A 23,747-nucleotide genomic window follows, 5' to 3' on the forward strand; every position below is an offset into this window, starting at 1 on the left:
CGGCTTTCTTGTGCGTGGGTCATGCAGCACCACCACGCAGCAGGACCGAAACGCGGTCTATCTGTTCCTGCGAGAGCCTGGGCGCCGAGGCGACTACTTCAGCGACGTAATTGGCTAGTCGGTCGGCCTTGAGGTTGCGGCGTGCTGCCAGCAGTTCAGGATCATCGGCGGAGCGACTTCGAGAGAGTGACGCGACTCTTGCGCGTTCAGTTGTCCAAGACAAGAAAAGCCTCCGAGCATGGGAAAATTCCCTCTGCTTGGAGGCTTGCTGTTGCGACGGCTAGTAAATCACCTGTCCAACTCCTTGAGACTATAGCACCTAAACGGCGTAGCTGCTAATTCTTGGTGTGTTTTCTTGCAGACTCGAGTCCTGACAGGGATATTTCGCGCCATCCTGCACGCAGTAGCACAGCGATAACAGGCTGGAGTGACTCGGACTTGTAGGTGTATCTCAAGCCACAAGCCTTGCATTCCAGGGGCCAGCGGCTACGGCTGGCTTGGTGGGCCGAGTGGTTAGTGATCGGTATGCCCGCGCCATCAACAGAAACGGGCTTGTCCTCAACTAAAAGCTGCTGATGCGCGCCGGCCACCCGCAGCGCATGTCCGGAGCCCGTGGGGTAATCCGGTGAGACAGCCCAGACCAGTTCCCCTGTGGATTCCATCCATGGGTAGTTGGGAACAAATGAGGCAATGAACCACGGCTCGCCCTCGTGTGAGCTTTCCTCACAAAAGACGCCTAGGCGTAGCTCCGGGGACCCATCTGTGCGGATGGGTGAATCCCAGTCAAAGAGCCGTTTGGGCGCTTCGTCGAGGGTCGGTATCTTGTAGGTCCAGTCACTCATGCTTGCTTCCATTCGATCTTGACCTGCTCTGGAGTGAATCTGATACCCGGCCCTGACGGCAGGATGGTGACGGTTGCGAGCTGCCGGATAATTTCCCGCTTCCGGTTGATCGTGGTAGACCCCCACGCTACAGCCGCGTTTTCCCCTGTCATTCCATCCAGGATTCGGACTGGCTGGTACTTCGTGACCTGAGCCTCAGCCTCAGCCAGGCTAGCTTTTAGTCGTTCATTCATTCGGGCCATCTGCCGCGCTGTGATGGTGCCGTCTGCGTAGTCGTCGGCTGCGGTGTCCATGCGGGCCAGTATGGCGTCACGTGAGCTTGCAGCGGCCGCAAGGTCGTCGGGCTTCTCCGATAGATGCGCTAGGACGTCAGGGCGGGACAGGCGGGCAATCATGACCGCCTCAACCACCTCGTCCACGGGTTCCATCTTCCGCGTGAGCTTCATGCAGTCAGAGCAGGCGTAGTTGGATCTGCGGTGCGTTCCGTCGGGTAGGGGCTTGTGCATGTTTGGGCGCATAGTCCCGCCGCAGCGTCCGCAAAGCGCAATGCCGGAAAGCAGGTGCTTTGGTTCAATGCCGCGCTGGTGCCGCCGGCCCGGAGCCGTCAGCACGGCCATAGCCTGATCGTAGGTGTCTTGGCTGATGATGGGTTCCCATTCGCCTTTGCCGATGATCTGTCCCGCGTGTGTGCGGTGCCCGGCGTAGCGGGGTTTGCGCAGCATGTTCCCTACAACGTTGCCTATGAACGCGTTACCTTGGCCTGTCCTGAATCCCTGCTCATTCAGGTACTTTGCGAGGTAGCGGAGCGTGTCCCCTGCGATGGCTCGGGCATACAGTTCGCGGATGACTTCCGCCTCCGCTGGCACGATTGCGTCACGGCTTCCGATCCGACGCCCGTTCTCATCCAAGATAGGTTCCCGGCGGTAGCCGAATGGCATAACGCCGTGGGACTTTCCCGCCTTGGCATTCTCCTGAAACTTTCGCTTGAGGCGCCGCGACATCTGCTCTACCTCATGCCGCGCCACACTGCCTTTGATGCGGGCCGTGAGCCTGCCCTGCGGTGTCGCTAGGTCCACTTCCCCGCCGATGGATGCCAGTGCGAGACCGTGGGTGTCAGCTAGTCCGATAAACCGCTCCAACTCCGCGGGTGTGCGGGTGAGCCTGTCCACGTCCCAGACCACTACGGCGTCAATCGTGCGGTGTTCGATGGCGTCAAGCATCCGTTCATACGCCGGGCGCTTCTTGGTCCGAGTGGCTGAGACGTCGTTATCCGTGAAGATCTCCCCCAGCGGCCAACCGCGTCGAGACGCCTCAGCCGTGCAATCCTCAATCTGGCGGGTAACACCTAGTGCTGTTCCCTCGTCGGAACTGATGCGGGCGTAAACAGCACAGGATCGAACGCTTTTCGTCATATCTACAGACTAGCGGAAAGAAACCTATATCGCGTCTTGACTGGCGCGTTGATCCAGACTTCCTCGATGGACGGATCGTCCAGCAGCGGCTGAAGCACCCCGAACCCGGCCACCGCGTCGAAAACGAACCGACGGGCGGCTTCCAAGGGTCCGATCGGCGGGAGCGGGCCCATCAATGCGCGCTCGTCGTAATCGCTGACAGCCGCCTCAACCAGGCGGCGCACTTCGCCGGCCTGCTGCGAAGGATCCAGACCCCGACGGCGGATCAGCTCGCGGACTTCGTCCTCCACGATGCGCACAGCGTCCATGAGTTCCCCAATACAACTGCCGCCCCCGGCGGAGGCAGTCCAACTGGGATACAGCCTAGGGAGCATAGACCATGCCGCCAAGTCATATGGAGCCACCTGTGGATAACGGTTGACACATCTTTAACAATGGCACCAGCGGAAACACTGGTTGCACCAGCCACTGGAGTGTTAGGGTGAGCGCGTTAAGTCTCAATCACACTGTCCGGCGGCTCCCTGGGGGATACACCGGAACAGCTACCCAGATGAGCGTTCAGGGGAGCGCCTCATTGCCTCCGGAGCCAAGAAAAATGAAGCGGAACCCGTCTCAGTCCCGTCATCCTGTCATGCAGTCCATATGGGCAGTCCTATTGGGGGTCCTACTGGTGACTGGGCCGAGCCCCTCCGGCGTCGCGTTTGCTGTTGAACCGGCTCCGGCTTCTACAGCCGATTCCGCAACCGCTCCAACAAGCGATCCTTCCCAGCCTGCTGTCGCGCCTACGGCATCAGCTCCGGCCCCGGAGCCAATGCCCACTACGTCCGCCACTCCAGTCTCACCGGTGCCCGCAACACCACCGACGGCGGCCCCCTCCGTCGCCGCGTCGGTGCCGGTCGCCACGATGAACGAGGCCATGGCTGAAGCCGCCGGCACTGGTGGAGCGGAAATGGGTCAGCGCTCCAAGCGAGTGACAGCGTCCTCCCCCTCCGCCAGCATGAAGATGCTCACCACGGAGTCACTATCGACTGAAGGCACCTGGATGCCCACGTTCGGCATTCAAGGATTGGACGTGAGCGGCCACCAGCCGAGCGTCGACTGGCAGCAGCAGTGGAACATGGGCGCGCGGTTTGCCTATGTGAAGGCCAGCGAGGGCAACTACTTCACAAATGATTACTTCAACTCCCAGTACCAGGGATCGCGCAACGTCGGCATGATCCGCGGCGCCTACCACTTCGCAATCCCCAACTGGTCCTCAGGTGCCGACCAGGCACGCTACTTTGTGCAGAACGGCGGCGGTTGGTCAGCCGACGGTTACACGATGCCGCCGGTGCTGGACTTTGAGTTCAACCCCTACGAGGGCCGGACGATCAACGGGTTCTACTTCGGCAACACGTGCTACGGCATGTCCCCGGCTCAGCTTGGCTCATGGGTCCGGGACTTCGGCAGCACCATGCAGGCGCTGACCGGACGCCTTCCCGTTATCTACACCAACACGAGCTGGTGGAATCAGTGCCTCGGCAATCCTGCAGGGTTTGGTGACTACCCGCTGTGGATCGCGGCGTACCCCAGTTCTGCTACCAACAACGCGGGCCCGGTTCCCACGTCCAGTTGGGGAACGTACAGCATGTGGCAGTACAGCAGCACCGGACCGCTCGCTGGCGACTCCAATGTTTGGAACGGGGACAGCCAGCAGTTGGCTGCCTTCGCGACCGGGGCTTTTCCGTCCAATCGTGCCGTGCTGGCCAGGTCGGCAACCAATCCCACTCTTTACTATGTCTCGGCGTCGAAGAAGTATCCGATCTCGGATTGGGGGACGTACCTGCAGCTGTCCACGTTCGCTGGAGAGTTCCAAACGGTTAGGCAGGCAGATCTCGACAATGTGGTTACAGGCAGATCAGCAACCAGATTCGTTAGATCCGACGACGGGTCCATCTACTTAATGGACAGCGGACGCCGGTTCCACGTGTCGTCGTGCGAGCAGATGCGGGACTTCGGAGGCGGTTTATGCGAAGCCTGGCTACCGGTTCCTGCTGACCAGCTTGCCGGCGTTCCTGTTGCGGGCGTCTTGTCGAACCTCGTAACGACCAACGCCGGCCAGACCTATTACATAGCCGGCGGCGCGAAACGAGAACTTTACGATATCGAGTCCGGAAGGCTGGCCGGGGTCAGTGGAACGCCGTCGTCCCTGAACGTTGAATCAGTCCAGGGCATCCCTTATGGGCTGCCGTTTATTCGCAACGACGTGCGGGTTTCCGCCAGATTCTCTGGCGACCAGTTTGTCTACACCGGGGGGAAGCGAACGCTGGTCATCCCCGACTTCGCCACCCAGAACACCTGGTTCACGTCGCTGCCGTCCCGCACGATGGATAACGACAGTCTGGCCTTGCTGGCCGGACAGTCAGCCTTTGCAGGTCTTGCAACCACGCCGACAGGTGACGTCACTGCCATCGCTGGTACATCGAAATACGTTTATACGAGCCGGAGCGCTTGGCCAAGCGGCCAGCCCAATTTCTCCCAGGCCCTTCTTGACTCGATCCCTACAAAAGCCGTAATAACAACAACGCCCTTCATAAAGTCCGCCCGCTCGAGCCTGATATCAGGCATGGTGGCGGGCGCCCGACGTGCCGTTCCAGACTGGTCAACGCTTGCCGAACTCGGAGGCACGGCACCCAATGGCATTCAGACCCTTGAGTACGCAACCGCTGAGGGACCGGCCGCAGGAGCAGCGCTCCACACGCCGGGAACCTTGGTCGTGGCGCCAGATAGCGCCACTGTCTACTACATTGCGGACGAATTCGACGCCCTGCCGCTGGAGAGCTTTGCCGTGTCAGATCAGATTAGCGCCCGTCAACTCGTCTTCGTCAGCACCGCTTCCGTCCTCGGATACAACCGGACCAAGCCGCCCTTGACGCCTGTCCTGCTGTGCGGAGGAGCCAAGTACTTGGGCCTGGGAAACGGCTCCTTCCGTTTGCTTGCGGCCACACCGAATAGCCAGACTCTTCCCGCCACGACTTTGAGCGCGGGCCGCTGCAGCGCTATCAACCTCGGCGCAGGCCAAACGCCCACTTCGCGCCCTGTCTTTGTCAAGAGCCCCTACGACTCCACCGTGTGGTGGATGAATGACGGCACCAAATCTGCAGTCTCCGGCTGGTCGGCGCTCATCACACTCAACGGCGGGGACCCGAATCCCACGATCGCAGTGTTCGGAGGGACCGCGATCGGAAGGGTACCGACGCAGTAACCCAACCCCGTTGTTGGCTCTTCGTGGCTTATGTGAGTCCAATTTCACCGAGGGCCCTGCGTGTCGTCATTGTCGATCGGACCCGCCATCGGGCCGCCTGCCTCAATCCACCAGTCTGGTCTTGGGCGGTGTCGTTCTGATCTTGGTCTGGTTTCGTTCGAGGGCATGACGGGGCCCCGGCCTTGCTGCCCGTGGTGTTCCTTGTTCCTCAATTTCGGGACATGGATGGTGTTCCGGTTCCATGGTGGCGATGGCGCGTCTAACGGCCGGGCCCACTGGACGGTTCGGACACTTTCTGCGCCGAAGATGACCGCCGGGTCGCGGTCGAGGGGATCCCGATCAGCGCGTTCACCCCTTGCTGCGAGTAACCTTGTCCGGAGGCTCGCCGGACCCCCTGACCGAAACGCGATTGGAATCATCGACCGTGGCTGCCACCTGCATGGATTTCCCGATCCGACGGCATTCTCCGTCTAAAACGCCGCCGAGCCCTCAACCCGGTCGGCGGATCGGGGCTTAGCGATGCGTCCCCGATGGGACTCCTAGGCGCAAGACCGGTATCGTGGGGGAGGCTGACGGGGAGGCATGACTGTGGAAAAAAACATGAGACTGGCAATCGGGAGGAAGTTGCGAAGCCGCGACTTTTGGGTTACTTGGGTTCTGCCGCTGGCCTTCATCCTGGGACTCCTGGCCCTGTATGTGGCAAGCGAGCATCGCATCTATTTCTACGATCCGCGCGGCTTTCAAGAAGTGGCCATGGGTGCATCCGGGGCAATCCGTCGCGGGCCGTATGAGTTGTATGAGTGGCTTAGGGCGCAATCGCTGGGCGAGTATCCGCCTTATTGGTCCCTTCCGCTGGCCGTGTTGCCGCCAGAGGTCCTCAACCTGAGGGTGCCCTACGAGATGGCCATGGGTGCGCTTGGTCTATTGCCGCTGAGCGTTTTCACGACCAAGATCGCGTGCCGCATCTTCGGCCTGCGCGTCACACCCTGGATGGTACTTGTGGCGGGCCTCAACCCTTTGGCGTTCCTCGTGTGTGTGCAAGGCGTGCCCGATCTGATAGGAATGTCTCTGATCCTGGCTGCTTCCTGGATCCTGATCTCCCGTCCGATGGAGCGTTCCACCCTGTTCTGGGCACTACTTGTCGGCGCGGGCGCGCTACTGGTGAAGAAAAACTTCCTCTTCGACCTCGCGGCAGTCGTGGCGTGCTATATGCTCGCCTTCGCTGTCGCGGCTCTGCGATACCGGCACCCGCCAGAACGGTGGCGGAACCTCCTCACTGAGGTATTGAGCCTGCGGGTGCTATTCGCCGCGGCCGCCGTCGTAGCAGGCACCGCGATCCTGACCCCAGGGACTTTGTCCTCCATCTTCGGGCGCGATAACTCGCTGTTCTACGTCAGCTACCAGACGTCGCTGGGTTATGCCCTCTCGAGCAACCTGTCGTATGCGGGCGGTTTCGTGGCTCTCGCCCTTGCCTTCTCAGCAATCGCCGCGCTTGCAATGCTGATTGCCCGGCGGACATCGCCCCCGGTCACGCGTAATGCGGTGTTCGTGGCGATGTTCCTGGTCTGCTCCGAAATTCTGTGGGCGTTCGTGCAGAAGCAGGCCGGAATCATCCATCAGGTGCACGTTTGGCCGCTACTGATGATGCTTGGCTTCGTCGGCCTCGTGCGTGTAGTGCCGCGCCCCCGCCCCGTTATCCGCCAAGGGATCGCACTTGTTCTCGCGGCAGTCCTTTTCGTGTTCATGTACGCGCCAGCCCCTGCCCTCAATGGCATGAGAATAGCCGCCTCACGTCTGTCGGCCGGGATGTACCCAAACGTCACCGAGCCGTTCGTCCAGACGAACTTTGGCAACCTGATAGCGATTGCGACGACTGTCCGGACTTTATCTGGAACTGACGGGCCCGTGCTTGTGCCTATTGCGTCCACGGCCTTCAATTCGAGCCTCCTTTATCAGGCCTACGTTCAGCAGGTAGGTACCCCGATCCCCGATATCTACCAACCTCCCCAGGTGGACCTTCGGGATGCGCTGCCTTGGTCCACGCTTATCGGTGACGATGGGCGTACCGTGCTGGTCTCCCGTGACTGGGTCCCGGACCTTCCGGACGGCCACCGCAATCTGCAAGCGATGAACGAGTTCCTTGATTCGCCCGCTGCGCATCGGTGGATCAGGTCCTCTCAGCCGTTGGATGCCGGGGTGCCAGGACAACTCTCAGACCTCCGGGTGATCCACCTGGTAATACCGGAAGGCGACGCCCTTACCTTCGCAGCAGCCGTTCAACCATTCCTGCCTGTTAGTGCCGATCATGGGCTGCAGGGGGCTGTAGCGCTGCTCACCGATCATGACCGGCGGACGGAGGGACCAAGCGCTCAGACACCTACCCTGTGGACGGCCACAGCAGGTTCGTTTTCGGAGCCGACACGACTGCTCGTTGAGGGCGCGGCCACGGGCTCAATAAGCCTCGGCGTTAAGAAGGAAGGCTGCGATGGCCTTCGCTACGAGTGGACAGTGTTGGGACAATCTACAACCAGTCCGCCCGTCACGGGCGTGGAAGCCAACGAGGGCACGCTCCAGCCAGGTGCAACGCAGACACTCCAAATCCCGGGCGCCGGCCAGGGCGGCGGGCCGTGGAGCCACGTCCTGACACTAGGAGTCGACGGCCAGACGACGGGGTGCCAAGTCAGCGTCAGTGCGGAAAGCTGATCCATGCGGAAGTTGGGTGCCCCTGACCTGGGCGGCCGCCCTGTCGTATGGCCGGCAGGGTGTCGAGTCCGGGACAAATCGGAGGAGGAGTAAGAGCACGGTCACTGTGAGGGAGTTTAGTTTATGCTGTGCTAGTCCTCGATGGTGGACTGCGTGCGGCGGGCTGGCCATAAAGAAAGCCGACCCGAAATCTGAACCACGCAGGAACCCAGCCGCCCGCCAGCAGCCGCATTACACGGCCCTGGACTGCTCTTCTGGGCCCTTTCCCGGGTCCCCGGAAGACTGAAACACGGGCTCAAACCAGGGACAGGACCACGAGCCTTGAATGAGCCTACTGGGGCCGCGCCTGAGCTGCCGCCAGCTTCTTCGACCTGCCCGACTACCGTGTCATCTCCGCCAGTGTGGTCAGCGCCGGGTCATTATCGAAACCGACCAGCCACGGGGCTGCCCGACCTGCGGTATCGTGGCATCGCGCTGGAGAGTGCGGCGTCTCCAGCGGATCCGGGACATCCCGGTCGCCGGGTCCGTGGACGTCCTCTGGTCCAAATTCCGCTGGTACCGCGAGGAACCTGCCTGCCCGCGGCTCGGCGTCGTCGATGGCCGGGACCACAACGGCGTCGGAGACTGGCCCTTCGCCCGCCCCCTGGCCTGGCGCCTTGGCGTGCAAGTCGTTGCGATCGACCCCTCAGCCGCGTTCCGGAAAGCCCTGCGGATGTGGCTTCCACGCACCGCCGTAGCAGTCGATCATTTCCACCTCGTCTCCCTCGGGAACCGGGCCATGGCTGAGGCCGAACGTGGCCCACCGCCTAGAGGAAGTCTTCGCCGCAGACGACCCGACCGGCAAGCTCGAAGCAGTCTGGAAGGTCAAGGAACAGCTGCGGACACTGCGGCGCACGAGCTCCCTCGCCGACGCGGACGCCGCGAAAGAGGACCTCAGAGCCCGCCCTTGTTGAGACTGCCGCCCGGCCGGAAACGAACAAGCTCTACCGGGCCGTCTGCCGGTGGCGGAAAGAGATCGAAACCCCTGTCGCCGACGCAACCACCAGCAAGGTCGAAGCCAACAACACCGGCATCAAATACAACAAACGCACAGCGCGCGGCTACCGCAACCCCGGCAATTACAAATCAGTTATTCTCATGAGAAGTGCCGTCCGGACGGCGGCATGACACTCATCCGGGAATCCCTTTTCCCACGAACCGTGAAGCGACAAGAACGGCCCGGACTGGGGCCTCTCCCTGCCGGCACTGACCCTCCCCGTTCGCCCCCCCCCATTCCGGAGGCAGGCAGAGCCATGATGCGTGAACCGTGGCCGCGGGGATGGGAGGATTTTGGTGAACCGTGGAGCTTTGCGGGAGAGCCCTTGGCCGCAAGCAGCCTCACCGGTCCTGAGTGCCGTAGTACCTACTGGTGTGCTTCGAGACAAGCTGCCGAATGCGGTCCTGCTACGGCTTGAACAAGAAGTCGGTCAACCTCCCCAGCACAATGTTTCGTTCCAAGTGCTTGAAGTGATAGTTCCGGGCATTGACGCCCATTCGCTGCCTCTCGGACTCCGGAAGGGACAGAATCGACTCCAGGTTTGAGGCCAAGGTCTGGGCGTCGCCGGCGGGTCCGACGCGGCCGCACCCGGAATCCCTGATCAACTCTCCCACTTCGCCGTCCATGGCCAGCACCACGGGGCGCCCGGCCGCTACGTAAGAAAGGACCTTCGCCGGTATCGTCGCTTCGAGGAGATCGCTCTTCACCAGGCACCCCACCAGGACATCCGCAATCGTGGTGTATGCGGGAATCTCTTCAGGAGAAACTTGACCAATAAACTCGAAGCAGTCCGAAAGGCCTCGAGATTCCACCGAAGATTCGATTTCCCGTCTGCTCATACCATCTCCAACGATGATCCAACGGACTTCCTGATGGCCCCGGTCCCGTAGCAATTCGGCCGCCTCGATCATTGTCTCGAAGGACTGCGCCGGTGAGATATTGCCAGTGAAGACGACATTAAATCGCCCTGAGAACCTTTCCGCGAGGGATTCATCCACAATGTCTACTTCGTAGAATTTTTCGCAGGCCTGGGGAAGGACTACCACCTTTTCGGGGGCCAACTTAGAGGCCTCCAAAACCCTCTCTTTCATGAGACTGGACAGGACCACCATCTTGTCCACCTGGCGGTAGTGCCAGTGCGAAACGGCAGTTGCCAGGCGACGTGCGAGCGGATTCCCCACCGGGAGTACAGAGAAAAGGTTCTCAGGCCAAAGATCGAGTACGTACATAGTCGTTTGTACGCGCTTGATCCGTCCCAAGACGATGCCAGCGATGCTCATCATGACCGGAGAAAGCTGGTAAAGGAAAATTCTGTCGTAGCGGTTGAAAATTAGGGCTGGCAGGCGAAATATGCTGGTGATGGGGAAAGAAACATAGTTAAGAAAGATGCGTACGCCGGTGTTTCCCTTCCGCGGAATCTCCGGTGCACGAAATATGCGCACCCCGCGGTGACGCTCGCTGTATGGACCCTTCCACGAGTATCCGGGGAAAAGCTCGCCCTTCGGGTAGTTGGGCAGACCGCAAAGCACGTCGACTTCGTAACCACACTCAACGAAATAGTCGCAGATGTCAGTGATACGGAAGGACTCCGGCCAGTAGTGTTGGCAGACGACGAGAATCCGCTTCGGTGAAGCCAACGGCCTATGCCCCTGCCTTGCGCCAGATGAACTTGTTGACGATCTTTGTATGACTCTGGATGAGTTTCGCGACCTTGATAGAGACGTTTGTGTCCTGGTAGTCCGGAACTGGTGCGGCAGTAGCATTGGCGGCCTTCATCGCACGGGTCATCTCGATCGCGCGCACTATATCGCTGGAGTTGATCCCGCCGATGACAAAGGCTCCCTTGTCCATGACCTCAGGACGTTCCGTCGATGTCCGCAGGGAAACACCACTGAACCCCAATATGGCGCTCTCTTCGGCCAGGGTGCCGCTGTCGGAAAGTACGCAAAAAGAGTCCAACTGAAGGCGATTGTAGTCAAAGAATCCGAACGGCTCCAACAGTCGGATGCGATCATCCAGCACGACTTCGTGGCGAATCAAACGTTGCCTTGTTCGAGGATGAGTCGAAAAGACAATCGGCATATCGTAGGCCACTGCGATGTGATTCAAGGCGGAGGTCAGCGAGGCGAAGTTGGCCTCGTCGTCAACGTTTTCCTCACGGTGCGCGGACACCAGCATGTAACGGTCTATTTCGAGACCCAAGGATTCCAGGACAGCACTTTCAGCGATTCCGCAGGCACTGGCTGCCAGCACCTCCTGCATGGGTGAACCCGTTACGAAAGTGAACTCCTTCTTCAACCCTTCAGCGTCGAGGTTACGCCTGGCATGCTCCGAGTACGGCAGGTTGACATCACTGATGTGATCAACGATTTTGCGGTTGATCTCCTCCGGAAGGTTTTCGTCGAAGCAGCGGTTCCCCGCTTCCATATGAAAAATCGGGATCTTAAGCCGCTTGGCGGAGATGGCCGACAAGGCGCTATTCGTGTCTCCCAGGATCAGAATCGCGTCAGGCCTGATTTCACTGAGAACCTGGTATGACTTGGCGATGATGTTCCCCATCGTCGACCCTAAGGTGTCCCCAACTGCTTCCAGATAGTAATCCGGTTCGCGTAGCCCGAAGTTGTCGAAAAAAACCTGATTCAGGCTGTAGTCATAATTCTGGCCCGTATGAATCAGAACCTGATCGAAATAGAGGTCGCAAGCCTTGATCGTCATTGCCATCTTGATAATCTCAGGCCGCGTTCCTACAATGGTTGCGATCTTCAACTTGTCTATCACGTGGTGTTCACATTCAGTAGTGGGGATAATACTCTCTGTGCATGTCGATCCACTGCCGCATTTCGCGGATCTGCTGCGAATAAGGGCTGACGCTGAAATCAAAATCTTTTCGCGTATTGGCCAGCGTCTTATCCGGGGCTGGACGATGATCAGCTTCGATGACCAAGTCGTCGCGTCCGAATTCGGCCTTCATCAGGTTCAACAAGTCGAATTTTGAGATGTTTCCCTCAGGTACAAGGTGATACAGCCCCGTCAGACCTTGATGCATTGCAGCTTCGATACCGCGGGCAAGCTCTATAGTGGTTATGCCATTCCAGATGGCTTCCGTATATCCGCGGATGGTGCCCCGCTGTGCCATAAACCAATTGAACAGCCCCACACCATCAGCCCTAAGGTCCGGACCGATGATCGACATTCGAAACGTGAGGTCCTTGCTGTTTTTCAGCTCGCCCAATGCTTTGGAGCGATCGTAAAAGGACTCTCCATCATACGGATCAGTCTCCCTGTACGGCGCTCTGGTTCCCGCGAATACGCAGTCCGTGCTCAGGTGCACAATCCTCGTGGTCGTGTCACGGGTTGCTTTTTCCAACAGGTGTGGAAAGTAGCCGTTTGCATAGGCCGCCAAAGCGGGGTCGTTCTCACTAGCCTCAATCAGGATTCCGACACAGTTCACGATGATGTCTGCGTCTGCGTGGGCACTCAGGAATTCGAGGAGTTCTTGCTGGTGAGTGACGTCTACTTTCGGCGCATCAGGCTCGAGAGCCGTCCGGCCCCCCACCGGGAGCACGTCATGGCCCAGTTCACGCAGATGAACGGCAATAACATGTCCCGCCATTCCCGTGGCGCCGAATACAACGACCTTCATGAGGCTCTTGACTCAGTTCCCGCCACGACCGCCTGCATATAGTCGGTGGTCATTATCTTCGCTGCAACCTCATCGACTGTCAGCTGGCGAGTATTGGAAGAAGTGTACTCGGTCAGTGCCTCAGCAATGTTCTCTCCCTCTTCGAAGAACTTCCCATAGTTGAGGTCCCTCGTGTCCGCTGGCACACGGAAGTAGCTGCCCAGGTCCTCTGATCTCGCACGTTCTTCGCGGGTAAGGAGGGTCTCGTGCGATTTCTCTCCGTGCCGTGTCCCGATGACTTTGATTTCTGCATCCGATCCAAGGATGTTCTTCACGGCAGCGGCAAGATCGGCGATATTTGATGCATCGGACTTCTGGACGAAGAGGTCACCTTGTTTGGCATTCTCGAAGGCGAAGAGCACAAGCTCAACCGCTTCATCAAGATTCATCAGGAACCGGGTCATGCCGGGATCAGTAATGGTAATTGGATTGCCGGAAGCGATTTGACTGACAAACAATGGAATCACGGATCCCCTGGAGGCCATCACGTTGCCGTAGCGGGTGCAGGAAATCATGGTCTCATTTGGATCAATGTTTCTGGACTTCGCAATGACTATCTTTTCCATCATTGCCTTGGAAGTCCCCATGGCATTGATTGGGTAAGCCGCCTTGTCCGTCGAGAGACAAACGACCTTTCGCACGCCCGCATCAATGGCGGCGGTCAGTACGTTGTCTGTACCGATGACGTTGGTACGGACGGCCTCCATCGGGAAAAACTCACACGACGGCACCTGTTTGAGTGCAGCAGCATGGAAGAGGTAGTCAACCCCGCGGACAGCTTCGCGGACGCTTTCGATGCTGCGAACATCACCGATATAGAATTTGAGCTTGTCGCTCCTGAATTCCTTGCGCATGTCGTCCTGCTTCTTCTCGTCACGCGAGAAGATACGGATCTCCCCGATGTCGGTGTGCAGGAAATGCTTGAGCACGGTATTTCCGAATGAACCAGTGCCGCCTGTAATCAGCAGCGTCTTGTCCTTGAACAACGGGCCTCCTTGGAGTCGGACGGACTGGCCGTCCGAGTGCAGCGTCATGCCAAACGGAAACAACCCTATCAGCCATCCAGCCTGTCACGTGGCGGCGCGAAGGTGCCAAGCGAACCTTCCGGGTATCGCCCTGCAGGCCCTGGTGCCCGTCCTTGGGGGTATGTCCGCCAGCGTAGACTTGAAATCATGAGTGGATTGCCGACCCTGCCGGTTCTAGTGATCATGCCCGCCTGGAACGAGGCGGCGACCGTCGCTAACACGATCTCGGAAATACTGCAGGCAAATAATGGTTACCACGTCCTTGTCGTCAACGACGGGTCTACTGACTCGACGAGCGCCAGGGCGCGGACTGCCGGTGCAACTGTCATCGACCTCCCCTTCAATATGGGCGTCGGCGGCGCGATGCGCACAGGATTCAAGTACGCCCAGCGACACGGATACTCGCGCGTGGTCCAAGTGGATGCCGACGGCCAGCACAACCCCAAAGACATCGACGCTGTACTGTCTGGACTTGAGCGGGCCGACATCTCAATCGGGGCCAGGTTCACCGAGAAGGGAAACTACAAGGTCTCAGGAGCCCGTCGGCTGGCAATGATCTTCCTCGCCTCGGTGGTGTCGAAACTTGCACGGACGCGACTCTCGGATGTTACGTCGGGTTTCAGGGCGGCAAACTCAAAAGCCATCATCCAATACCTTGATCACTATCCAGCCGAATACCTGGGTGACACCATCGATTCCCTTGTCGTCGCAATTAAATCCGGTTGTCGAGTCACCCAGGTGCCCGTCGAGATGCGTGTCCGCCAGGGCGGCCGCCCGAGTCACAATCCCTTCCAGGCATCCATCTATCTGCTGCGCAGTGTGTTTGCACTGCTCTTTGCATTGACCCGAAAACGGTCGTCCGTTCAGATCTCCGAAGGAGGGCTCTAAATTGGAATTGGCAGCATTCTTATTTGCCCTACTGATCGTTGGACTTGTTTTGGAGCTGGTCCGGCGGCGGCAATTCCGGGAGAAGTACGCTGCCCTGTGGATCGTTGTCGGCGTCGCTGCTCTTGTTCTGGCCGCGTGGCCGCAGCTCCTGGTCCGTACGAGCGAAGCGCTCGGGGTCCAAGTTCCGTCGAATCTCCTTTTCGGGCTGTGTATTGTCCTCCTTCTTGGTGTGAGCCTCCATTTGTCCTGGGAATTGTCGGCCGTTGAGGATGAAGTCCGGACGCTGGCGGAAGAAGTAGCACTCCTTCGAACAGCGATCGACCAACTCCTGCCCGAACCCAGCGTATGGTCCGAAGGCAGTGAACAGAAGCCGGGCGCTCCCCGCGACTCAACGAACTGAAGCTGCATTTTGGGCGCAGCGTCGATGGGTTGACCTGAACTCTTCATCCGCTCGGGCCAACGGCATCCCGGCAGGAGCAGTGGCGTAACTTTTTTACGGAAGTGACCGGACGCCCTAGATGCCGAGTTTCAGGTGAGTACGCCCAAGCGAGACCACATGGACCGTAATACCTAGCGCCGGGCCCAGAAGAAGAGCCAAAAGTGTGCGTATCTCCGCATCAAAAGGAGTCAGGAGCAACATCACTGCCAGCGCGGTGGCCGAAAGCCAGCCACTGGAGTAAACCAAGTGGCGGCCCAACGCCGCGGCCAAGGCACCCGAAAGGCTCAGTGTGGCCAGCAGTGCAGCGCCCAGGGTCAGGCCGGCGAATGTCAACCAGCCGAGTCGATAACCAGGTCCCAACAGGAACTCCATTAGTGGCGAGCCAAACCAAGCGGCCAGAACAGCGCCAACAACGCCCACAACGCCGATTATCCGGGCTATCGGCCAGAGTGCCCTCAGCCCACGATGCCGGTTGTTCATGAAATGAGCCACCGCTACGCTCTGATAGGTCATGAGGGGAACCATGAGGGGAGCGCGCGTCAGTGCTGTGGCCATCAGGAGCGGTGCCGTCGTCAAATACTCTTCCGCCGAAGTGGTGAGCCTCAGCAGTACCGGGAAGCCGACAACAAGGATAGCGCTGGAAACAGTTGACGTAGCGGCATGCACGATTCCGGTGACCAGCGGTCTTGGGAACAGACTGCTGCGCAGGGCGAAGGCGCGGCGGACAGAAGGCGATGCACCGAGGCTTAGGACGGAAACAAACGTCGCAGCAGCGGACGCAGCCGCAAAACCTTCCACCGTGGGCAACAGCAGCAGGACCAGGCCCACCAGGCCCAATCGAGCCAGGGCCTCGGTCGCAATCAGCAGCGAGTACTCATTCCATCGCTGGCTGCCCGCAAGCGTCCCGGTGAGACCCATCTGGAGCGCATGCCCCACGAGACCTGCCGCACAGAAGAGTGCCAGCAGTTGGCCCTCGCGGCCAAGGATGGCCGTTGACCAAAACGGTGACGAGGCCATCACGAGTAAACCAACCAACGCACCGAATCCCAGGGCGACTGCTCCCAGCCGCCAACCGCGGCCTTCAGTCGCATCAGGGTCGGAGCGGCTAAGGAGCGTGTGTCGAGTGAATTCTGGTTGAAGACCGGTCGTGATCCCGAACGCGCAAAACATGAGCGCCCAGAAGGCCAGAAACTCCGCGTTGTCCGCGTGGCCAAGAGCACGGGCTGAAATCATGAGCACCAGGTAGCTGCTCGCGGCAGCAATCACAGATGCGGCTGCGACTCCCCCGGCGCTTTTCCTCCCTATTATGGAGGTGCGCCGAACAGGACGCTCCTGCCCTTGATTCCTCTCAGCAGTCATCGACATTCTGTCCCGGAGCTCCGGGCGTCCTGAGGCAACGTGTACCGACGCGAAATGTGTGGGGCCTGCCAACACCGTGTTGCATCATGGGCACAGATATGCCTTCAACCTACTGCGCCAATCCGCCGGACTGAAGCCGGCACTTTCCAGCTTATCCAGCTTCAGGGTGCTGTGCCTCGGCCGCGGAGCAGCCTGTTTGCCGGCGAAGTAATCTTCCGTGGACACGCCGGTGACGGAGTCGCGATCGGCTCCGACTATTTCGAAAACATCGGCAGCGATCTCTGCCCAGGATGCCACGCTTCCGGTATTGGACAGATTGTATGTCCCGTACGGAGCAGATACTGCCACGAGATGCTTGATGCCAGCCGCTAAATCAGCGGTAAATGTGAGCCTCCCAAATTGGTCGTTCACCACCGCTGGTTTTACTCCGCGGCTCGCCAACGACGCCATGGTGCGCACGAAGTTGTTGCCCTCCCCGATCACCCAACTGGTCCGTACTATGTAGTGCCTGGCCAGGGAGCCCACCACGGTGTCCCCCGCTCCCTTCGATTGCCCATAGACGCCCAGCGGGGTGAAGGGCTCGTCTTCGTCGTGCTCTTCAACCCGACCGTCGAACACATAGTCGCTGGAAACGTGCACCAGGAGAATTCCATGTTCGGCGGCGATCTTTGCCAAGGCTGCAACCCCCGTGGCGTTCACGGCCCAGGATTCAGCACGCCCCTCAGGAGTTTCGGCCTTGTCGACCGCAGTATAGGCTGCGGCGTTAATTATGGTGTCGTACTGGCGCCAGGCGATCTCCAAAAGGGACTCCGGCTTGCCCAAGTCGACCGTGGTCCTGTCCGCGACCTCCAGGCGGGAATCGCCGTCGAACACTTCCTGTAAGGCCAGCCCCAATTGCCCGTGTCCACCAATGAGAAGAATCTTTCTGGGTGGAATCGGAGCAACCTCTGCCAGCATTGGGTGCCCCAGATCCTTCTCAGAAACCTCAGCCCTGTCAAGCGGAATCGGCCAATCAATGCCCAGTGAAGGATCGCTGAGATTGACGAACGTATAGGCAGTCTCCGGCGACCAGTGGTCATTAACCAGGTAGACATACGACGTGTTGGCTTCCAACGTCTGATAAGAGTTGGCCACGCCCCTGGGTATGTAAATTGCTTGGCCGGGGTCAAGTTCCGTCGTGAACTGCGCACCGAAGCTCGGACCTTCACGTAGATCCACCCAGGCGCAGAAAATCCGGCCCGTCGCAACCGACACGAACTTGTCCCACGGTTCCGCGTGGATACCCCGCGTTGTGCCGGCCTTGTCGTTGAAGGAAATGTTGTTCTGTACAGGGCTGAAGTCCGGCAGGCCGAGCTCCATCATTTTTTTTCGCTGCCAGTTTTCCTTGAACCAGCCACGGTTGTCACCATGGACAGGGAGGTCAAAAAGCAGCATCCCGGGAATGGAAGTCCCTTTGGCGGCGAGCCGCTTTTGAAACTCCATCCCTATTGACCCTGCTCTTTGTATTTGGCTTCGGTGGCAGCCTTTTGCGGGCGCCACCAGGGCTCATTGTCGCGGTACCAGGCGATCGTGTCCTCGATGCCGGCGTCAAAATTGGAGAACTGCGGTTCCCAACCGAGCTCATTCCGGAGCTTGGTTGAATCGATGGCATAACGCAGGTCGTGGCCGGCCCGGTCCACCACATGGTCGTACGCGTCCGGGGACTGACCCATGTGCTTGAGGATCAACTCGACGACGTCCTTGTTGTTCTTCTCCCCGTCGGCGCCGATCAGGTATGTCTCGCCGATCCTGCCCTTAGCGATGATGGCAAGTACGGCTGATGAATGATCGTTTGCATGGATCCAGTCCCGGACATTCTCGCCCTTGCCGTAAAGCTTCGGCCGGATCCCATCAATAACATTAGTAATCTGGCGCGGGATGAACTTCTCCACGTGCTGGTAAGGACCGTAGTTGTTGGAGCAGTTGCTGATGGTGGCCTGCAGGCCAAAAGAGCGCACCCAGGCCCGGACAAGGAGGTCAGAGCCCGCCTTAGTGGACGAATACGGGCTGGAGGGGTTATAGGGGGTGTCCTCCGTAAACCGCTCCGGGTCATTGAGCTCAAGATCGCCGTAGACCTCATCCGTGGAGATGTGGTGAAAACGCTTGTCATGCTTCCGGGCCGCTTCAATCAGCGTATAAGTGCCGATGATGTTCGTGTCGAGGAATGGGCGGGGGTCATGCAGGGAGTTGTCGTTGTGCGATTCGGCGGCATAGTGAACGACGACATCATGCGCAGCGACGAGCTCGTCAACCAGGGGCAGGTCGCAAATGTCACCCTGAACGAACTGGAAGCGCTCCGCCGGGAGATTCGCAAGCGACTCCAGATTACCGGCGTATGTCATCTTATCAAGGACCGTTACGTGGTTGTCCGTCGAGGACATGACGTAGTGGACAAAATTGGAGCCTATGAAGCCGGCGCCGCCGGTTACTAAAAATCGCTGCATAGTTTCAAAGGTTACCGGATTTGGATGCTGCGCGAGTCAGAGGAAAGATAGGCTACATGCGCGGAATAATTTTGGCCGGCGGGACCGGCTCCAGGCTTCATCCGATTACCTTGGGCGTCAGCAAGCAACTGATGCCGGTCTTCGACAAGCCCATGATCTACTACCCGCTCTCCACACTTATTCTCGCGGGCATCCGCGACATCCTGATCATCACCACTCCGCACGACGCAGAGCAGTTCCAGCGGCTCCTCGGAGACGGCTCGCAGTTCGGCGTCAATCTCACTTACATTCAGCAGCCCTCGCCCGATGGGTTGGCCCAGGCATTTGTCCTTGGCGAGGAACACATCGGAAATGAGACCGTTGCCCTGGTCCTCGGGGACAACATCTTTTATGGCCCCGGCATGGGCACCCAACTGCGTCGCCACGCCAACATTGACGGCGGCGCCGTGTTCGGTTACTGGGTCAAAGAACCTTCAGCTTACGGCGTGGTGGAGTTCGATGCTGCCGGTAAGGCCATCTCCCTTGAGGAGAAGCCGGCCAAGCCCAAAAGCCATTACGCCGTGCCTGGCCTATATTTCTACGACAACGACGTGGTGAGCATAGCGAAAGATCTGAAGCCTTCTCCTCGCGGCGAGTTGGAGATCACTGACGTCAACAGGACCTATCTTGAGGCAGGCAAGCTTCAGGTTGAAATTCTGCCGCGCGGAACCGCCTGGCTGGACACAGGCACTTTCAGCGACCTTAATGATGCTTCGAACTTCGTTCGCACGACCGAGAACCGGCAGGGGTTGAAGATCGGGGCTCCCGAAGAGATTTCCTGGCGCCTTGGTTTCTTGACTGATGACGAACTCCGGGAGCGGGCGCTGCCTCTGATGAAGAGCGGTTACGGCGCATATCTTCTCGAACTCCTTGACCAAGGGGCGTAGTATCTCCCCCGCGGCGGCCCTAAGCTTGACGAGGCGCGAAGCCAGAAACGGTGTCGGCACTGCAACCGATGACCCGGGCTTTCGACACTACGCGTCGACCTTTGCCGTTGCATTTGCGTTGATATTTGGCTTGTCAGCCTCGTGGACATTCGCCAGCCCGCTCATGAGTGTTCCAGATGAACCTGCTCACGTCATCAAGGCCGCCTCAGTGGTACGTGGCGACCTCCGCGGCACCCTTGATGTAGGTGGCGGACCAATAAGGCTTGTCACGGTGCCAAGGGGCATCGAAGAGTTTGCCCACTATGGGTGCTTTGCGCAGAACGTACTTATTACCCCGCAATGCGTCGATAGTGTTCCGGGCGACAAGGACACCCTCGTCCAGACCCGAACCTCGGCTGCGAATTACAACCCTGTCTATTATTGGGCTGTCGGTCTGCCCACTCTCGTGTGGTCGGATAGCAAGTCCGTATACGGCATGCGACTGCTCAATGCACTACTGTGCAGCGTACTGTTCGCAGCGGCCTTTGCCGCCCTCGCGTGCCTCGGGGCACGGCGCTGGAGTATCGCGGCTTTGGCGGTTGCGATGACCCCCATGGTGCTGTTCCTCAACGGCGCGGTGAATCCCAACGGTCTGGAAGTTGCCGGCACAGCCTGTGTATTTGCGAGCCTCCTCCTTCTCTTCGAGAAGTCAAAGCAGCTGGCGTGGCACGTCCCCGTCATGGCAGCAGTGACAATGTCCGGCGCCTTGCTCGCAAACGCAAAACCTTTGGCCTGGATGTGGCTGGCAATCGCCGTTCTCGCCGCACTGCTTCTTTCCTCGTGGCCGGATGTCCGGCGCATGCTGAATCGGCCTGTCTTCTGGATTGGGTCGGGTGTCGTAGCGATCGCGGTCGCTTGCGCAGTGGCATGGATCATTGTCGTCAATGCATTCGAAGGTATCCCCTTCGAGGCGGCCGGTATAACTCCAGCTGCCGGCATGGAGATCATGGCCGACAGGACGTTCGAATATTTCAAGGGATATGTGGGCCAATTTGGCTGGCTGGAAGTTCCGCCACCTTTGATGGCGTACACCGTCTGGATCGGGCTCGCGATGGCGTTTGCAATATGCGCGTTTGCGCTGACTCGAGGGAGGCTACGCTTGACCGTAGCCCTTGCGCTGGTCGCGATCGTGGGACTTCCTCCAGTGCTCCAGGCCCAGGCGGTTGAGTCGGTCGGGATCGTCTGGCAAGGGCGCTACCTTCTAGCGGTCTTTGTTCTATTCCTGATGATATGCGGCGTAGCAATCGATCGTGCCACTGTGGCTGCGGGCGAAGCATGGGCGCCCGGCATCGCCAAAGGAGTAGTAGTAGTGCTGGGGGTCGCAGCACTCTGGACCTTTGCCCTGACGCTGCGGCGCTTCGTGACTGGTTTGGCAACCGACAGGCTTTGGGGGCAGATGTTTTCCTCCCCGTCCTGGACGCCGCCGGGTGGCGTGGCCCTGGCACTCATCCTTCACGCCGCCCTCATCACGGCCGCCTGCGTGATTGTTCATCGCATGTTTGTTCGGGCTGCGGCGGATGTCCGGAGCGTACCGGCGCAGGTGGAGCCTGCCTCCGCGCAGGTGCCATCAGAAACAGTCTAGGTCTTGACCCACGAGACTTGGCTCCCGCCGGCCGTCCAAGCGCGCCGGCGGGCGGTTAGGCGACAAGCGAATTCGTGAGGTTACCGCTGGTCGAAAACGCCTTGGACGTCGGGCGGCCATCGATTGAGTTACATCACGACCTGTGCCGACTTTCCCCGTGTGTCAGCACAGGTCGAAAACTGAGCCATTCGTGGGCCTTGGCGTCCAGCGATCATTGCAACAACACCTAAGGTCAGGCGCTCCACCAGGAAAACAGGAACAGCAATCCCGCCGCGTGCCGGATTGTACGAAGCAGCCGTAGCCCCCGCAGTTGATGGCGACACGGCCGCACGGTCGTTCCGAAGTCGGAGACATGAAGAAGTACAGTCCCATCCTATCGGAGGCCGCCTGTGATCTCCCGCACGTTACCTTTTTCGTAGCCCCGGTCCTGTTGGAGGATGAGAGTGTGTTGGCCGGTCGGTCCCGGCATGGTTTCTGTTCCCAGTCGTTCATGACCCGGGGGGTGTTGTCACCGGGACCGGCCTGGCGGCAGTTGATCGCTGGTAGAGGCACGACGACGGGTCCCTCGTAACGTGGATGCCGACTCCTGCCGCCGTTGACCAGCCAGCACAGGACGGTGACGCGCGAAGAAGGAACTCGGTGTGGCGGTGATTCTGGATCAGCAGGACATAGACGTATTCATCGGATTGGATGTGGGGAAATCCCGCCACCATGCGTGGCCCTGAATCGCACGGGGAAGAAGCTCTTCGACAAGGCCCTGCCCAACGACAAGGCCCGGCTGCGGGAGATCCTGGATTCCTTGTCCGCCAACGGGAAGATCCTGCTCGTCGTGGACCAGCCGGCGACGACCGGAGCGCTGCCTGTCGCGATCGCCCAGGCATCCGGTGTGGCCATGGGCTACCTTCCAGGCCTTGCGATGCACAGGATCGCGGACCTGCACCCGGGCCAGGCCAAGACTGATGCCAGGGACGCGGCGATCGTCGCCGAGGCCGCCCGCACCATGCCCCACACACTGCGATCCATCGCCGTGGATGATGAAACGCTGGCCGAACTCGCCGTTCTTGGCGCTTTCGACGACGACCTCGCCGCCCAGATCACCGCAACCTCCAACCGATCCGCGGGCTGCTCACCCAGATCCACCAGCCCTCGAGCGGGCACTGGGCCCGCATCTCGATCACCCGGCCGTAGCTGACCTGCTCACCCGTTATCCCACACCGGCTGCACTGAGGACTGCCGGCCGCGGACATATCAAGGCACGGCTGAAGAAGCGCGCACCCCGCGCCGCCGAACGCCTCACGGACGCAGTCTTCGCTGCCCTCGGAGAACAGACCGTTGTGGTCGTGGGCACCGGCGCGGCAGGGGTCGTGCTGCCGAAACTGGCTGGGCAGCTGCTGTCCCTTCGCCACCAGCGCGATGACATCGCCGCCCAGGTCGAAGCCCTCGTGGAGGCCCACCCACTTCACAAGGTCCTGACCTCGATGCCCGGAATCGCGTCAGGACCTGTGCCCGAATCCTCACCGAAGTGACCGGCAAACACTTCGCCAGCGCCGCCCACCTGGCCTCCTACGCTGCATCGCACGCGTCACCAGGCGCTCCAGGACATCCGGGGCGAACACACCAGCAGGCGCGGGAACAAGAAACTCAAACGTGCCCTCTTCCTCTCCGCCTTCGCAGCCCCGCACCACCCGCCCTCGCGCTTACTACGACCGGAAACGAGCCGAAGGCAAACGCACAACCAAGCCCTCATCGCCCTCGCACGCCGACGCTCAGACGTCCTCTTCGCCATGCTCAGAGACGGAACCCTCTACCAAGACCCCGAACCACGAAATCTGCCCTCAGCGGCTTGACGAAAACCATAGAGGCACCCCCCTTCTCTCCGAGTCCGAACGGATCCCGATGGCGCATCTGTTGACTGCCCGGCGCTGCTCGTAGGTCAGCTGCCGGGCCGGAGAGTCGAAACGCTGGCGCGCCAGCAAGGGTTCATGGGTGCCGGTCCAGGCCTGCCCACCCGAATACACGATGCCTTGGCGTAAGGGGAGCTTGGAGAGGCGGTGTCGGGAGCGCATGAGGTCTCCCCGGACGTCTTC

Annotated in this window: 16 protein-coding genes and 4 pseudogenes; 10 read left to right on the forward strand and 10 right to left on the reverse strand. The window is 59.8% G+C overall.

Translation table 11 applies throughout. The features are described 5' to 3' along the window. Positions 1 to 335 precede the first annotated feature (335 nt). The 3 genes and pseudogenes from ABIA70_RS02235 to ABIA70_RS02245 all read right to left on the reverse strand — a co-directional run. A complete protein-coding gene (locus ABIA70_RS02235; RefSeq protein WP_354145975.1) occupies positions 336 to 842 on the reverse strand; it encodes a hypothetical protein in 507 nt (168 codons plus the stop codon). Further along, on the reverse strand, positions 839 to 2,254 hold the full coding sequence (locus ABIA70_RS02240; protein WP_354145976.1) for a recombinase family protein: 1,416 nt from the start codon (positions 2,252 to 2,254) through the stop codon (positions 839 to 841). Before ABIA70_RS02240 ends, ABIA70_RS02235 begins: the two co-directional genes overlap by 4 nt. Positions 2,255 to 2,295: 41 nt before the next feature. Next, positions 2,296 to 2,562 (reverse strand): annotated as a pseudogene (locus tag ABIA70_RS02245) (CpaF family protein); the annotation flags it as partial. Between the two features lie 734 nt (positions 2,563 to 3,296). Here ABIA70_RS02245 and ABIA70_RS02250 point away from each other — a divergent pair. From ABIA70_RS02250 to ABIA70_RS02270, 5 genes and pseudogenes are all read left to right on the forward strand, one after another. Further along, complete coding sequence (locus ABIA70_RS02250; protein WP_354146574.1) at positions 3,297 to 5,498, forward strand: lysozyme; 2,202 nt, start codon at positions 3,297 to 3,299, stop codon at positions 5,496 to 5,498. A 582-nt stretch (positions 5,499 to 6,080) separates the two neighbouring features. Further along, a complete protein-coding gene (locus ABIA70_RS02255) occupies positions 6,081 to 8,201 on the forward strand; it encodes a hypothetical protein (RefSeq protein ID WP_354145977.1) in 2,121 nt (706 codons plus the stop codon). Between the two features lie 325 nt (positions 8,202 to 8,526). Then, positions 8,527 to 8,934 (forward strand): annotated as a pseudogene (locus tag ABIA70_RS02260) (hypothetical protein); the annotation flags it as partial. 61 nt (positions 8,935 to 8,995) lie between these two features. Continuing rightward, positions 8,996 to 9,154: a hypothetical protein gene (locus ABIA70_RS02265; protein WP_354146602.1), complete on the forward strand. Its 159-nt coding sequence runs from the start codon at positions 8,996 to 8,998 to the stop codon at positions 9,152 to 9,154. Between the two features lie 52 nt (positions 9,155 to 9,206). Then, positions 9,207 to 9,368 (forward strand): annotated as a pseudogene (locus ABIA70_RS02270) (transposase); the annotation flags it as partial. Positions 9,369 to 9,644: 276 nt separating this feature from the next. On the opposite strand, the gene ABIA70_RS02275 reads toward ABIA70_RS02270, so the two are convergent. From ABIA70_RS02275 to ABIA70_RS02290, 4 genes are read right to left on the reverse strand one after another with little or no spacing between them, the layout of a single operon-like run. Beyond that, positions 9,645 to 10,874 (reverse strand): glycosyltransferase family 4 protein, encoded by a 1,230-nt coding sequence (locus ABIA70_RS02275; protein ID WP_354145978.1) that lies wholly within the window; start codon positions 10,872 to 10,874, stop codon positions 9,645 to 9,647. A gap of 4 nt (positions 10,875 to 10,878) precedes the next feature. Continuing rightward, positions 10,879 to 12,015, reverse strand: a complete 1,137-nt coding sequence (gene wecB, locus ABIA70_RS02280; protein ID WP_354145979.1) for a non-hydrolyzing UDP-N-acetylglucosamine 2-epimerase — start codon at positions 12,013 to 12,015, stop codon at positions 10,879 to 10,881. Positions 12,016 to 12,028: 13 nt separating this feature from the next. Continuing rightward, positions 12,029 to 12,880 (reverse strand): SDR family oxidoreductase, encoded by an 852-nt coding sequence (locus ABIA70_RS02285; protein WP_354145980.1) that lies wholly within the window; start codon positions 12,878 to 12,880, stop codon positions 12,029 to 12,031. Then, complete coding sequence (locus tag ABIA70_RS02290; RefSeq protein WP_354145981.1) at positions 12,877 to 13,905, reverse strand: polysaccharide biosynthesis protein; 1,029 nt, start codon at positions 13,903 to 13,905, stop codon at positions 12,877 to 12,879. The genes ABIA70_RS02285 and ABIA70_RS02290 overlap by 4 nt, the downstream gene beginning before the upstream one ends. Before the next feature lie 186 nt (positions 13,906 to 14,091). Between ABIA70_RS02290 and ABIA70_RS02295 the strand changes: the two genes are divergently transcribed. Then, positions 14,092 to 14,832 carry a glycosyltransferase family 2 protein gene (locus ABIA70_RS02295; RefSeq protein ID WP_354145982.1) on the forward strand — a complete coding sequence of 247 codons (741 nt, stop codon included), beginning with the start codon at positions 14,092 to 14,094 and terminating at the stop codon, positions 14,830 to 14,832. A 1-nt stretch (position 14,833) separates the two neighbouring features. Beyond that, positions 14,834 to 15,232, forward strand: coding sequence for a DUF2304 domain-containing protein (locus ABIA70_RS02300; protein WP_354145983.1), 399 nt, complete (start codon positions 14,834 to 14,836; stop codon positions 15,230 to 15,232). 114 nt (positions 15,233 to 15,346) lie between these two features. Here the strand turns inward: ABIA70_RS02300 and ABIA70_RS02305 are convergent, their stop codons facing one another. The 3 genes from ABIA70_RS02305 to rfbB all read right to left on the reverse strand — a co-directional run bounded on the left by ABIA70_RS02305 (position 15,347) and on the right by rfbB (position 19,113). Then, positions 15,347 to 16,537 carry a hypothetical protein gene (locus ABIA70_RS02305; RefSeq protein ID WP_354145984.1) on the reverse strand — a complete coding sequence of 397 codons (1,191 nt, stop codon included), beginning with the start codon at positions 16,535 to 16,537 and terminating at the stop codon, positions 15,347 to 15,349. Positions 16,538 to 16,714: 177 nt separating this feature from the next. Continuing rightward, a complete protein-coding gene (rfbD, locus tag ABIA70_RS02310; protein ID WP_354146575.1) occupies positions 16,715 to 18,118 on the reverse strand; it encodes a dTDP-4-dehydrorhamnose reductase in 1,404 nt (467 codons plus the stop codon). Further along, complete coding sequence (gene rfbB / locus ABIA70_RS02315) at positions 18,115 to 19,113, reverse strand: dTDP-glucose 4,6-dehydratase (RefSeq protein WP_354145985.1); 999 nt, start codon at positions 19,111 to 19,113, stop codon at positions 18,115 to 18,117. Before rfbB ends, rfbD begins: the two co-directional genes overlap by 4 nt. Before the next feature lie 56 nt (positions 19,114 to 19,169). Here rfbB and rfbA point away from each other — a divergent pair, with 56 nt between their 5' ends. The 3 genes and pseudogenes from rfbA (at position 19,170) to ABIA70_RS02330 (ending at position 23,507) form a co-directional block, all read left to right on the forward strand. After that, a complete protein-coding gene (gene rfbA / locus ABIA70_RS02320; protein WP_354145986.1) occupies positions 19,170 to 20,039 on the forward strand; it encodes a glucose-1-phosphate thymidylyltransferase RfbA in 870 nt (289 codons plus the stop codon). Positions 20,040 to 20,169: 130 nt separating this feature from the next. Continuing rightward, complete coding sequence (locus tag ABIA70_RS02325) at positions 20,170 to 21,660, forward strand: DUF2142 domain-containing protein (RefSeq protein ID WP_354146576.1); 1,491 nt, start codon at positions 20,170 to 20,172, stop codon at positions 21,658 to 21,660. Positions 21,661 to 22,310: 650 nt separating this feature from the next. Beyond that, a pseudogene (locus tag ABIA70_RS02330) lies at positions 22,311 to 23,507 on the forward strand (IS110 family RNA-guided transposase). The last annotated feature ends 240 nt before the right edge of the window (positions 23,508 to 23,747 follow it).

The sequence above is a fragment of the Arthrobacter sp. 754 genome (assembly GCF_040548695.1).
Classification (GTDB): domain Bacteria; phylum Actinomycetota; class Actinomycetes; order Actinomycetales; family Micrococcaceae; genus Arthrobacter.